Below are 12,371 nucleotides of genomic sequence, written 5' to 3' on the forward strand. Positions count from 1 at the left end.
GATAGTTAAACGCGTCCAGGCCGGACGATCACCGGTCGGAGGCCAGACCGGCGTGCCGTTCGGCGGTGAACGCGCGCGCCAGCTCGGTCCGCGACCGGATGCCCAGCCGGTGGAACACGTTGCGCAGGTGGTGGTCGACGGTACGGGTGGACAGGAACATCCGGGCGGCGATCTCCCGGTTGGTGGCGCCCTCGGCGACCAGCTCCGCGATCCGCAGCTGCTGACCGGTCAACAACCGCGCCGCGGGCAGGTCCGGCGGGCCGATCGACTCCCCGGCCGCCCGCAGCTCCGTGGTGGCCTGCTCGGCCCATCGCTCCACCCCGAGCAGGCTGAACATCTCGCGGGCCTGGTGCAGGTGCGTCCGCGCGTCGCGAGGACGTCGACTGCGGCGCAACTCCTGACCGAAGAGCAGTTCCGTGCGGGCCCGCTCGAACGTGCCGGCCTCCGTCGGGTGCAGGCGCAGCGCCGCCTGGAAGTCCCGTTCCGCCTCGGCGCCGCCACGGGGGGCGAGCAGCGCGTGGCACCGCGCGGAGAGGGCCCGGCGCAGCGGGCTCGCGGTGCTGCTGGCCCACCTGTCGAACGCGGCGAGCGCGGCCGTCGCCGCCGGTCGGTGCGCCAGGTGCGCCGCCGCCTCCACCAGGTACGGGGTGGCCATCACCTGCACGAGGACCTGACCGCGACCCGTGCCGATCCGGGCCAGCGACGCCAGCCGGTCCGCGGCCTCGGCGTGCCGGCCGTCGACCAGGTCGAGCACCGCCAGGGCCCACGCGGCGAACGCGTGCGGGCGGCTGCCCGGCGTCGGCGACTCGCCGATCTCGCGGATCCGCCGCAGGCTGGTGGCCCGGTCCGCCCGGATCGCGGCGAGGACGGCGAGCATGCCCAGATGGACGTTGGCGCAGTTGACCTGACCGGTGGCCCGGGCGACGCGCAGCCCGTCGCGGGAGGTCTCCGCCGCCGCCTCGTGTCGACCCAGCCAGTACTCGGCGACCGCCCGCAGCTCCAACGCCCGCGACAGCATGGACAGCTCGCCCCGTTCCCGGGCCAGCTCGACGGCGCGCTCGGCGAGCCGGTGCGCCGCGCCGTCCACGGCCACCAGCAGTCCGGCGGCCGCGGCACAGCTGAGCGCCGTGGGGGTCAACGCCCAACCGGTCAGCCGGCCGCCCAGCACCACGGCCCGGCGCAGCGCGGGCCCGGCTCGTTCGTGGTCACCCCGCAGGGTCGCCGCCACCCCGGCGATCAGACAGCTCATGACCTCGATGGCCGGTGGGTCGTCCGGTCGCCGCAAGGCCAACGCCCGGCGGCCGACCTCGGCGTACCGGTGCTGGTCGCCGGTGAAGCAGACCACCTCGCCGGCCCGCACCAGCCCGGCCATCGCCAGGGCGCGGTCGGTGCCCTGGACCGCCGCGGCGGAGGCCAGCAGCGTGACCGACGCACTGGACGCGGGGCCGCAGCGCAACTCCAGCTCACCGCGGAGCAGGTCGGCGCGGCCTCGGACTACCGGGTCGGCGCAGACCGCGCGGAGGCGGTCGAGCAGCAACCGGGCCGCGTCGGGTTGCCCCCCGGCCCAGGCGTAGCGGGCGGCGGTCAGCAGGCGGGCGGCGGCAAGCCTCGGATGGTCGCTCAGCTCGGCGGCCCACCGCAGCGCCACCGAGGCGGCGGCCCAGCCGTCGGATCCGCCGACCGCCGCCTGTTCCAGCTCAGCGGCGAGGGCCGGATCGGCACCCGCCGCGGCGGCGGCGAGGTGCATCGCCCGACGGAGCCGCTGCCCGTCCGCGACCAGCACCTCGGCGAGCAGGCGGTGCGCGGCGCGACGCTCCGCGAGCGGCGCGCTGGCGGCGATCATCGTGCGTACCAGCGGCTGCGGAAAGGTGACGCCGTGTTGCTCGACGCGGACCAGGCCGGCGACCTCCGCCGGGGCGAGCGCCTCAACCTCCGCGCCGGCGGCCGCCGCGGCCCGGATCAGTGTGCCCGGCTCGCCATCCTCGTCGAGCGCGGCGAGCAGGAGCACCCGTCGGGTCTCCGGCGGCAGCCGGTCCAGCCGGGCGCGGTACGCGCGACCCAGCGCCCCGTCCGCCGGCGGCGAGGCGGGCAGCGACTCCTCACCCCGCCACTGCCCCGGGGTGAGCACCTCGGCGAGGTCGACCAGGGCCTGCGGGTTGCCGCCACCGATCGTGGCCAGCGCGGTCAGGGCCGACGCTGCGGGTCGGTCGGGGAGCCGCTCGACATCCTCGCGCTCGATCAACTGGTCGAGCCGGTCGGTGAGGACGGCCGTGCTCTCGCGCTCGGTCAGCGCGCGCAGTCGGTGTGCCGGTATCCCGTCGAGGTTGGCGGTGACGTCCGCGGTGAGCAGAACGGCGAGCGGCAGGTGCCGCAGTCGGCGGGCCACGAACGCCAGCACCTGCGCGGTCTGCGGGTCGCCTCGGTCGATGTCGTCCATGGTGGCGAGCAACGGCCGGGCCCGGGCGGCGGTGGCGAGCAGACCGAGCACCGCCATCGACAGGGTCAGTTGCCGGTCGGCCGGGCAGCTCTCCCCGGCCAGCGCGCGCCGCAGCAGTTGGCGCTGCTCGTTGGGCAGGGCGGCGGCCCGGTCGAGCACCGGGTCGACCAGACGTTGCAGGCCGGCGTACGGCAGGGCTGCCTCCTCGGCGAGCCCGCTGCCGGCGAGCACGGTGCAGCCCTCGGCGTGCCGGTGGGCGTAGCCGACCAGCGCGGTCCGGCCCGATCCGGGCTCTCCGCGCACCAGCAGGGCACCGCCGGCGTTGGTCATGCCGTCGAGCAGGCTCCGGACAGCCCGGCACTCGTCGTCCCGGCCACGCAGCACGGTTAGTTGCACTCTTGATGCAGTAACCATGCCTGCCAGTGTTACCCATCGGAAACCGAATGGAAAGAGGGGGCGATATCGGGCCGGGCCGGAATCAGTCGGGCGCGACCTCGGCGAGCAGGGCGCCCACGGTCCGGGACATCACCGCGCGGGCCTGGTCCACGCCCAGACCGAGCCCGTAGCGCAACATCGACCAGGCCTGCCACGTGCTCGCCGCCACCAGGGCGTGGAGCAACTGCTCCCGGCCCGACCCGGCCTCGGCCAGCTCGACGGCGAAGAGCTCCTCAACCTCGTCGCGAACCCGTTCGATGTGCTTGAGTCGGTTGCGGTGCAGCTGCTCGGAGACCGGCTCCCGCATCTGGGCGGCCCGGGCCGACGGCGCGATGAGCTGGAGCAGCCGGGCCCGCTGCCGGCAGTACGCGTCGACCCGCTTCGTCAAGGGGAGCCCGGTCGAGATCGGCCGGTAGGCGGCGTCCTGCTGGCGGAGCACCTCCGCGCCGCTCGCCTCGAAGAGGGTCTCCATGTCCTTGAAGTTGGTCCAGAGGGTGCGCAGCGAGATGCCGGCCCGTTCGGCGATGCGCTCCCCGGTGGGGCGGAGGTCACCCTCGGAGATGAGCGCGAGGTGCGCCTCGACGATGGCCGCGCGGGTCCGCTCGGCGCGGGCGGTGCGCCCGTCGACCCGGCCCGCCACATCCACCCCGTCCATCCGCCCCCGCCCCCTCACCGCCATGGCGTCCCCCGACGCACCGCCGAGTCTAGACAGGGGTTGATCAGCGATCCTGGACGCTCCGCCGACGTCGTCATCCGGCCCGACCGGTCAGCGAGACGCCACCGTCGCAGACGATGGTCTGCCCGGTGATCCAGCTGGCGTCGTCGGAGGCCAGACCGATCCCGCGACTGGCGCCGGTGACGATGGCGACGCGGTCCACGAGTCGGCCCGAATATGCATTCACGGTGCAGATAGTAGGAGCGTCGATCGGTATCGGTCAACGCCTCGGACGATCGGCCGGCAGGCCGCGCCAGCGGCACGCGCGCAGCCGTCCGACCGGGTGTGGTCACGCGCGACAACACCCGGTCGGACAGTGGGACGACGGGGCCTCAGGAGACGGTCGGCACCCCGTTCGCCGGCGGGGCGGCCGGGGTGGCGGTGTACTCGTTGACCGACCCGTCCGCCTCGTCCGTCTCGTACGCCGGACCGAAGTAGCTCTGCACTCCCCCGCTCACCCGGCTCAACCGCTGGCCGCCGTACCCGGAGTGGTCAGTGGCGGAGAAGCGCAGCGGCACCAGCCCGGGGCCCTGGAATCCGCCCTTCTGCACGGCCTCCAGCACCTTCTCCCGGGTGAGGTCCTTGCCGGCGGCGAGCAGCGTCTGCACGAAGAGGTAGCCGACCGACATGCCGTAGACGGTGTTGCCGTCGAACGGCGCGTCCCCGTTGTGCTCCTTGTTGACCTTCGTGAAGAGCTGGATCCACGGGTTCGCTGTGTCGTTCTGCATCGGCAGGTAGTTGGTGCCGACCATGCCCTCCAACAGCGGCGCGGCGGCGCCGAGCTGCTTGGCCAGGGTCGGGTGGTCGGCGCCGACGTTGGAGACCAGCCACTGCGGCTTGAAGCCCAGCCGCGCCGCGGTGCCGACGGAGAGCGCGGTGAAGCCGGGCACTGTGGCCAGCACGACGACCTGGCAACCGGCCGCCTTGAACGCGCCGATCTGCGGTGCCACGTTGGTGTTGCTGGTGACGTACGTCTGCTTGACCGCCACGGCCGTGGCGCCGAGCACCTTCTCCACGCCGGCCAGGCTGTCCCGGCCGAAGTCGTCGTCCTGGCCGAGGAAGCAGACCTTCTGCCCGCCCAGGTTCGCCTTCGCGTAGTTGGCGAGGATCTTGCCCTCGACCGTGTAGTCCGGGTTGAACCCGAACGTGCCCGGATACTTGTCCGGCTGGTCCCAGCTGCGGCTGCCGGAGGCGACGAAGAGGTCGGGCACCCGGTTGCTCTTGAGGAAGTCGAGCACACCGGTGTGCGTCGGCGTACCCAGGCCGTTGAGGATGGCGAAGACCTTGTCCTGGAGGACGAGCTGCCGGACCACCTGCTGGGTGTTCGCCGGGTTGTATCCGTCGTCCATGATCTTGTAGGTGATCTTGCGGCCGTGCACTCCGCCGTTGGCGTTGACGTAGTCGAAGTACGCCTTCGTCGCCGGGGCGATCTTCGAGTAGCCGGCCGAGGCCGGCCCGGTCAGTGGCATGTGGGTGCCGACGACGATCTCGGTGTCGGTGACACCCGGCACCGACGCCCCGCCGGAGCCGGGTCCGTCGTCGCCGCTACAGCCGGCTGCGGTGATGAGCAGTGCAAGGGTGCTGGCGATCGCGAGCCCGCGACGCGCTTTACGGTGCATGGGAAACACCGACCTTTCTCGGTCCGGTTGTCTGTGGGAACGGTGTGGTGGTGGTGGTGGTGGTGGTGGGGCGCCCGGCCGAGGCCGGACCGAGGACAGCTCAGGAACGCCGGGTCGACCGCCTGGCCAGCAACGCCCGGCCGAGACGCGACAGCAGACCCTGCACACCGCCGGGGGCGGCGATCATGACGACGATCAGGGTGAGTCCGAAGATCGCCAGGGGGAGGTTGCCCTCCAGCCGCTGCGCCACAGCGGGCGAGAGCGTGAGCATCTCGGTCACCGAGTGGGTCAGATCGGGCAGGGCGACCAGCAGGACGGCCCCCCACAGCGCTCCGGTCAGTCGACCCAGGCCACCGATCACCACGGCCATCAGCAGGAACAGCGACAGGGTCAGCGAGAACGCCCCGGGCGAGACGCTCTGCGCGAGGACCGCCAGCAGCGCGCCGCCGAGCCCGGCGGTGGCGGCGCTGACCACGAACGCGAGGACCTGGGTGCGGGCCACGTGGATGCCGGCGAGGCGGGCCGCCACCTCGTCGTCGCGGACCGCCCGGAAGGTACGCCCGTACCGGCTGCGGATCAGATTCGCCAACAGCAGCAACGCGAGCAGGGTCGCCGCGCCGGTGACCCAGAGCTGCCACCGCTCGTACGGGAAGTACGGGCCGAGCGACAACGGCGGCGGCTCCACCGGCACCGACAGCCCCTGCTCGCCGTTGAACACGCCGTCGAAGGTGACGGCCAGCGCCGGCACCACCACTGCCACCGCGAGGGTGACCCCGGCCAGGTAGGGGCCGCGCAGCCGGGCCGCGGCCACCCCGACCACCGCGCCGACCGCGACAGTGCTGATGATCGCCGCACCCAGCGAGAGCGGCAACAGCCAGCCGCCGGTCATCCCCCGGTCGGCGAACGCGGTCTGGCACAGCGCCACTGTGTACGCCCCGGTGGCCATCAACGCGCCGTGCCCCAGCGACAGTTGACCGTTGAGCCCGGTGAGGACGGTCAGCCCAGCGGTCGCGCAGAGGTAGGCGGCCACTGTGGCGAGCTGGAAGTTGCGGAACGGCTCGACGGAGTAGCTGACCGCCACCAGCAGCAACCCCACGGCCAGCACCACCGCGAGGTGGCGCAGCAGTGTGGAGCCGCGTCGCGGGTCGACCGGTCGGCCGCCCGGGTCGTCGCGCTTGTGTCGCGGCGGCACTGCCGCCCTCGTGGCGCTCACACCCGCCTCGCCGCGACCGGGGCGAACAGCCCGCCGGGCCGGACCAGCAGCACCGCCAGCAGCAGGACCAGCACCGCGAGCGGGGTGAGGTCACTGCCGGCGTAGCCGCTCACGTAGGAGAGCAGCAGTCCCACCACCAGACCGCCGACCACCGCCCCCGGTGGACTGTCCAGCCCGCCGACCACCGCCGCGGTGAACGCCGAGACGAACACCAGGTCCATCGCGTGCGGGTGCAGGCCCAACTCGGTCGGCAGGACCAGCATGGCGGCCAGCGCGCCCACCCCCGAGGCGAGCGCCCAGCCGAGGGTCAGCATCCCACCGACGTTGACCCCGAGCAGCCGGGAGACCTCCGGAGCGAAGGCCGCCGCGCGCATCCGCAACCCCACCGGGGTACGCGCGAACATCCACGCCAGGCCGCTGACCACCACGCCGATCGTGGCGAAGACGAACAGGTCGTACGGGGACAGCACGGCGACCCCGCCCACGGTGAGGGCGGACCGGCTGAACGGGGCCTCGGCGGGGCGGAACTCGCTGCCGTACACCATGCCCAGCACGGCCTGGATCAGCAGCACCAGCCCGAGCGCGACGATCACCGGGTTGAGCGGTGAGGCGTGATCGACGTGCCGCATCACCACCCGGTCCACCAGCGCACCGAGCGCCAGGCCGGCGACGATCGCGACCACGAAGCCCAGCCAGTAGGAACCGGTCGCGGTGCTGACGGTGTAGGCGACGTACGCGGCGGCGACGGCCATCGCCCCCTGGGCGAAGTTGACGACCCGCGCCGCCCGCCAGATGAGCACCAGGGCCAGTGCGAACGCGGCGTACACCGCGCCCCGGGACAGGCCGTCGACGGTGAGGAAGACGAAGCGGTCCAACAGTCCTCCCTCCGGGGGACGAGGTGGTGGTCAGAAACCGAGGTACGCGTGGCGCAGGTCGACGTCGTCGCGCAGTTGCGCCGCCGGGGCGGCGATCACCACCCGACCGAGGGACATCACGACGCCCTGGTCGGCGACGGCGAGCGCGCTGCGCACGTTCTGCTCGACCAGCAGGACGGTCAGGCCGGTGCGGTCGCGCAGTTGGCGGAGCAGCGCCATCGTCCGGGCGACCACCCGTGGCGCCAGGCCGAGCGACGGCTCGTCCAGCAGCAGCAGACGGGGTCGGCCGACCAGGGCCCGACCGAGCGCGAGCATCTGCCGCTCACCGCCGGAGAGCTGGTGACCGAGGTGCCGGCGGCGTCGGGCCAGGGGCTCGAAGAGCTGGTAGACCTCGTCGAGGGCACGGCCCGCGTCGGCCCGGTCGCGTCGCCACAGCCCACCCAGCCGTAGGTTCTCGTCGACGGTCAGCTCGCTGATCACGCCCCGGCCCTCCGGGACGTGCGCCATGCCGCGTCGGACGAGCTGCTCCACCGGCGTACCGCGGAGGTCCTCCCCAGCCAGGAGGACCTGGCCGGCGGCCGGGCGGATCATGCCGGAGAGCGCGCGTAGGAGGGTGGTCTTGCCGGCGCCGTTGGCACCGACGACAGCGGCGATGGTGCCGGCCGGGACGGTGAGGTCGATGGCCCGCAGTACGGGCGCGGCACCGTAACCGGCGACCAGCCCCCGTACGACGAGCAGGTCGGTCGTGGTCATGGGGAGACCTCCTCGACGGTGGCACCGAGGTACGCGTCGGTGACCGCGGGGTCGTCGCGGATCTCGTCCGGGGTGCCGGCGGCGATGACCCGGCCGAAGTCGAGCACCACGAGCTCGTCGCAGACCGCCATCACCAGGTCCATGTGGTGCTCGACCAGGAGCACGGCGCAGGGGTCGGTGTCCCGCCGGGGCAGTTGCCGGACCAGCTCCGCCAGCTCGGCGATGTCGTCCGCGCCGAGGCCACCGGCCGGCTCGTCGAGCAGGAGCAGCCGGGGCCGGGCGGCGAGCGCGCGGGCCAGGGCGACCCGTTGGCGTACGGCGAAGGGCAGGGTGGGCGGCGCGGCCTGGGCGTGCTCGGCGATGCCCAGCTCGTCGAGGATGGCCAGGGCGTCCCCGCGGAGCCGGCGCTCGTCGCGGTCGCTGGACGGCAGCCCGAGCAGCGCCGGGACGAAGCCGGCGCGGGCGGTGTGCGAGGCGCCGGTCATCACGTTCTCCAGCACGCTGAGCCCGGCGAAGAGCCCGGTGCCCTGGAGGGTCCGGGCGATGCCGAGCCGGGTCAGCCGGTGCGGCCGTGGTCGCAGCGGCCGGCCGTCGAGGGTGAGTGAACCAGTCTCCGGTGCGACGAAGCCGCAGATCACGTTGAAGAGCGTGGTCTTGCCGGCGCCGTTGGGCCCGATGACGCCCACCACCCGGTTGGGTGGCACCCGCAGGGACACGTCGTCGAGGGCGGTGAGGCCGCCGAAACGGATGCCGATGTGGTGCAGTTCGAGGCCGCGCTCCATCACCCATCCCTCTGTCGTGGCGGGTGTTTATTTACACTCGCAGTGTACGTTTCTCGGGTTTGGCGTCAAGACCTTCGATGCTCCCGCGCGCACGTGGACGGGGCGGCCGCCAGCGGCGACCGCCCCGTGACCGCCGTCAGGCGCTGGGACAGGTGTTGCGGTACTCCTCGATCTGCGAGCCGCTGGGGCCGGGGCAGAGGAACTGCTCGTAGCGGGTGTCGTCGTCGACGAACCGCTTCAACCAGGCCACCATCTGCCGCGCGGTCGGCGTGTTGGTGGTCTGCGGGAAGAAGTGGCTCGCCCCGTTCAGCTCCAGATACGCCTTCTCGGCGGAGGCCGGGATGCTGTTGTAGAAGGGCACCGAGTGCGACGCGACCGGCGCGACGCTGTCGCTCTCGCCACCGACGATCAGCGTGGGCACCCGCAGTTCGGACCAGCTCTTGTCCAGGTTCCACGGCGCCAGTGGCACCGCGGCCTGCAACGAAGGCCGCGACGAGGCCGCCTCCAGGCTGCCCCCACCACCCATGGAGTGGCCGGCCACCGCGAGTCGACTGCTGTCGATCCGGGTGCGCACCGAGCTGCGCTGGGTGAGGTAGTCCAGTGCGGCGAGCAACTGCCGGCCCCGGCTGTCCGGCTGGTCCAGCCGGCTGTTGGTCTCGATACCGATCACCACGAAGCCGTGCGAGGCGATGCGCGGTCCGAGCCAGCTGATGCTCGACCAGGCGGCGGTGTAACCGGGCGAGATGGCGATGGCGCCGAAGGTGCCCTCGCTGGTGCTGGTCGGGTAGTAGATGACGCCGCCGCCGAAGCCGGTGACGCTCAGCGAGGACACGCTCTGCGAGGCCGTCGCGAACGGACCGCGGCTGGCCTCCAGGATCGCGGTGGTCGGGGCGGGGCCCCGCTCGTACGGGCCGGCGGCCTGGGCGGCGCCGGACGATCCGGCCAGGACGCCGCCGGCGGCCAGGACGGCGGCCAGCGCGAACCGGGTGGCACGGGCTGCGACGGAACGGGGACTGGTGGTGGTTGGTGAGGACACGTCGGGCACTCCCTAAAGTCGAGGGATATCGACGTATGTCAGTTTTGGCTGCTCCGCCGATCCCGGCATCGGCGAAATCACCAGTCCCGGCGCAGGATGCCGAGATGAGTCGTGTTTCGACCCTCTGACCTGGGGTAGCAGGGCAGGCGCCGGCCCGCACACGCGCCATGGAGAGGTTCATCCAGTGGATTCCAGCAAGCCCGCCGAGGCGGTCAAGAACGTCGTGAAGACCGCCTCAGGAAAGATCGCCGACGCCCTCACCCCGGAGGTCCCCGGTGCGCCGGGGAGCGCGCCACCGCCGCTCGAGGAGCCGACGACGCCGCACGACCCGCTGCCGCCGAAGTCGGAGCAGGGGGCCCCGCAGACGCGCACGCCGACCGGCGCGGAGACCGGCGCGCCGACGATCGCGAACGGTCAGCAGGGGGCCTACCTCACGACCGCGAACGGGGCGCGGCTGCGCGACACCGACCACTCGCTCAAGGCCGGCCCGCGCGGCCCGGTGCTCCTGCAGGACCACCACCTACGCGAGAAGATCACGCACTTCGACCACGAGCGCATTCCGGAGCGCGTGGTGCACGCGCGGGGCGCCGGCGCGCACGGTGTGTTCACCGCGTACGGCACCGCCGAGGCGGTCACCAGGGCCGGCTTCCTCAAGAAGGGGCGTGAGACCGAGGTCTTCGTCCGGTTCTCCACGGTGCTCGGTTCGCGGGGTTCGGCCGACACGGTTCGCGACACTCGCGGCTTCGCCACGAAGTTCTACACCGACGAGGGCACCTTCGACCTGGTCGGCAACAACATGCCGGTCTTCTTCATCCAGGACGCGATCAAGTTCCCGGACATCATCCACGCCGGCAAACCGCACCCCGACCGGGAGATCCCGCAGGCGCAGAGCGCCCACGACACCTTCTGGGACTTCGTGTCGCTGCACACCGAGGCGCAGCACCACACCATCTGGAACATGTCCGACCGGGGCATCCCGCGTTCGTACCGGACGATGGAGGGCTTCGGCGTGCACACCTTCCGCCTCGTCAACGAGGCCGGGGAGACGGTGCTTGCCAAGTTCCACTGGAAGCCGAAGCTGGGCGTGCACTCACTGACCTGGGAGGAGGCCCAGCTGCTCGGCGGCATGGACCCGGACTTCCACCGCCGCGACCTCTACGACGCCATCGAGGCCGGCGCGTACCCCGCGTGGGAGCTCGGCATCCAGGTCTTCCCGGACACTCCCGAGGAGACCTTCGCCGGCATCGACCTGCTGGACCCGACGAAGATCGTGCCGGAGGAGCTGGCCGAGGTGCAGCCCATCGGGCGGCTGGTGCTCAACCGGACGCCGACGAACTTCTTCGCCGAGACCGAACAGGTCGCCTTCCACCTCGGTCACCTACCCCCGGGTATCGACGTCACCAACGACCCGCTGCTGCAGGGCCGGCTCTTCTCGTACCTCGACACGCAGCTCACCCGGCTGGGCGGGCCGAACTTCACGCAGATCCCGATCAACCGCCCGCACGCGGCCGTGAACGACATGCTGCGCGACGGCTTTCACCAGCACGCCGTGCACGCTGGCGTCGCGCCGTACCGACCGAACTCGCTCGACGGCGGCAACCCGTTCCCCGCCGGGGACGCCGAGCACGCCTTCGTCGACGTGCCGGTCACTGTCGCGCAGGCACCGAAGGTGCGCGCCAACCCGGCCTCGTTCGACGACCACTACAGCCAGGTCCGCCTGTTCTGGCTGAGCATGTCGCCGGTCGAGAAGGAGCACATCATCCGGGCGTACACCTTCGAGCTGGGCAAGTGCTACCACCAGGCGATCAAGGAGCGTCAGCTGCGGAGCCTCGCCAACATCGACCCGGTGCTGTGCGAGCAGGTCGCCACCGGTCTGGGGCTGCCCGCACCGCAGCCAACTGTGCCGCTCCCCGACGTCACGCCCAGCCCCGCGCTGTCGCAGGTCGGTCGGGAATGGCCGAGTGACGGCCGCATGGTCGGGATCGTCGTCGACCCCGCCGGCGACCTGGACGGCGTCGACGAGGTCCGCCGGGCCGTCTTCGACGCCGGCATGGTGCCGCTGCTGATCGCCCCGCACGGCGGCATGGTGGGCGACCTGCCCGTGCAGCGCACCTTCGCCACCGGCCGGTCGGTCGAGTTCGACGCGGTCCTGCTGGCCGGAGCGCCGGCACCCGCACCGGACGCCCTGCCCGCCCGCGACGCCAAGGCCGGCACGCCGGCGCCGGCCACCGTGGACCCCCGCGTACTGCTGCTCGTCGAGGAGTGCTGGCGGCACGCCAAGGCGATCGGCGCCTGGGGCGCCGGCGTCACAGTGCTGGAGCAGGCCGGTGTCGCCGGGACCCCGGGCGTCGTGGCGGCCGGCTCGGGCGCCGAGGCGCTGACCGCGGTGCAGCAGTTGATGGCCGCCCACCGGGTCTGGGAACGGTTCCCCGCAACTGTCGCCTGACCCAACCACCGACGAGGGCCGTCCTCCGCACCACCGGGAGGACGGCCCTCGTCGGTGTCC

General features: G+C 72.6%; 10 protein-coding genes. 1 reads left to right on the top strand and 9 read right to left on the bottom strand.

From position 1 onward, the window contains the following. Positions 1 to 28: 28 nt before the first annotated feature. The 9 genes from IW249_RS28035 to IW249_RS28075 form a co-directional block, all read right to left on the bottom strand. Complete coding sequence (locus IW249_RS28035) at positions 29 to 2,851, bottom strand: AAA family ATPase (RefSeq protein ID WP_196923504.1); 2,823 nt, start codon at positions 2,849 to 2,851, stop codon at positions 29 to 31. A 64-nt stretch (positions 2,852 to 2,915) separates the two neighbouring features. After that, positions 2,916 to 3,527 (bottom strand): TetR/AcrR family transcriptional regulator, encoded by a 612-nt coding sequence (locus IW249_RS28040; RefSeq protein WP_196923505.1) that lies wholly within the window; start codon positions 3,525 to 3,527, stop codon positions 2,916 to 2,918. Between the two features lie 94 nt (positions 3,528 to 3,621). Beyond that, a complete protein-coding gene (locus IW249_RS34525) occupies positions 3,622 to 3,774 on the bottom strand; it encodes a hypothetical protein (protein ID WP_231392679.1) in 153 nt (50 codons plus the stop codon). A 145-nt stretch (positions 3,775 to 3,919) separates the two neighbouring features. Further along, positions 3,920 to 5,206 (bottom strand): ABC transporter substrate-binding protein, encoded by a 1,287-nt coding sequence (locus tag IW249_RS28050; protein ID WP_196923506.1) that lies wholly within the window; start codon positions 5,204 to 5,206, stop codon positions 3,920 to 3,922. Between the two features lie 100 nt (positions 5,207 to 5,306). Continuing rightward, complete coding sequence (locus IW249_RS28055; protein ID WP_196923507.1) at positions 5,307 to 6,419, bottom strand: branched-chain amino acid ABC transporter permease; 1,113 nt, start codon at positions 6,417 to 6,419, stop codon at positions 5,307 to 5,309. Then, a complete protein-coding gene (locus IW249_RS28060) occupies positions 6,416 to 7,294 on the bottom strand; it encodes a branched-chain amino acid ABC transporter permease (protein WP_196923508.1) in 879 nt (292 codons plus the stop codon). Before IW249_RS28060 ends, IW249_RS28055 begins: the two co-directional genes overlap by 4 nt. Before the next feature lie 30 nt (positions 7,295 to 7,324). Next, entirely contained in the window at positions 7,325 to 8,047 is a 723-nt protein-coding gene (locus tag IW249_RS28065; RefSeq protein ID WP_196923509.1) for an ABC transporter ATP-binding protein, read from the bottom strand. Then, positions 8,044 to 8,829, bottom strand: a complete 786-nt coding sequence (locus IW249_RS28070; protein ID WP_196923510.1) for an ABC transporter ATP-binding protein — start codon at positions 8,827 to 8,829, stop codon at positions 8,044 to 8,046. Before IW249_RS28070 ends, IW249_RS28065 begins: the two co-directional genes overlap by 4 nt. Positions 8,830 to 8,965: 136 nt before the next feature. Then, complete coding sequence (locus IW249_RS28075) at positions 8,966 to 9,865, bottom strand: alpha/beta hydrolase family protein (RefSeq protein ID WP_196923511.1); 900 nt, start codon at positions 9,863 to 9,865, stop codon at positions 8,966 to 8,968. A gap of 184 nt (positions 9,866 to 10,049) precedes the next feature. Between IW249_RS28075 and IW249_RS28080 the strand changes: the two genes are divergently transcribed. Beyond that, a complete protein-coding gene (locus tag IW249_RS28080) occupies positions 10,050 to 12,311 on the top strand; it encodes a catalase (protein ID WP_196923512.1) in 2,262 nt (753 codons plus the stop codon). The last annotated feature ends 60 nt before the right edge of the window (positions 12,312 to 12,371 follow it).

It is taken from the genome of Micromonospora vinacea (genome assembly GCF_015751785.1).
GTDB classification, from domain to species: Bacteria; Actinomycetota; Actinomycetes; order Mycobacteriales; family Micromonosporaceae; genus Micromonospora; species Micromonospora vinacea.

Excerpts from the sequence above, each read along its gene's own strand:
- IW249_RS28035 (WP_196923504.1), bottom strand. The coding sequence starts at position 2,851 with ATGGTTACTGCATCAAGAGTGCAACTAACCGTGCTGCGTGGCCGGGAC.
- IW249_RS28040 (WP_196923505.1), bottom strand. The coding sequence starts at position 3,527 with ATGGACGGGGTGGATGTGGCGGGCCGGGTCGACGGGCGCACCGCCCGC.
- IW249_RS28050 (WP_196923506.1), bottom strand. The coding sequence starts at position 5,206 with ATGCACCGTAAAGCGCGTCGCGGGCTCGCGATCGCCAGCACCCTTGCA.
- IW249_RS28065 (WP_196923509.1), bottom strand. The coding sequence starts at position 8,047 with ATGACCACGACCGACCTGCTCGTCGTACGGGGGCTGGTCGCCGGTTAC.
- IW249_RS28070 (WP_196923510.1), bottom strand. The coding sequence starts at position 8,829 with ATGGAGCGCGGCCTCGAACTGCACCACATCGGCATCCGTTTCGGCGGC.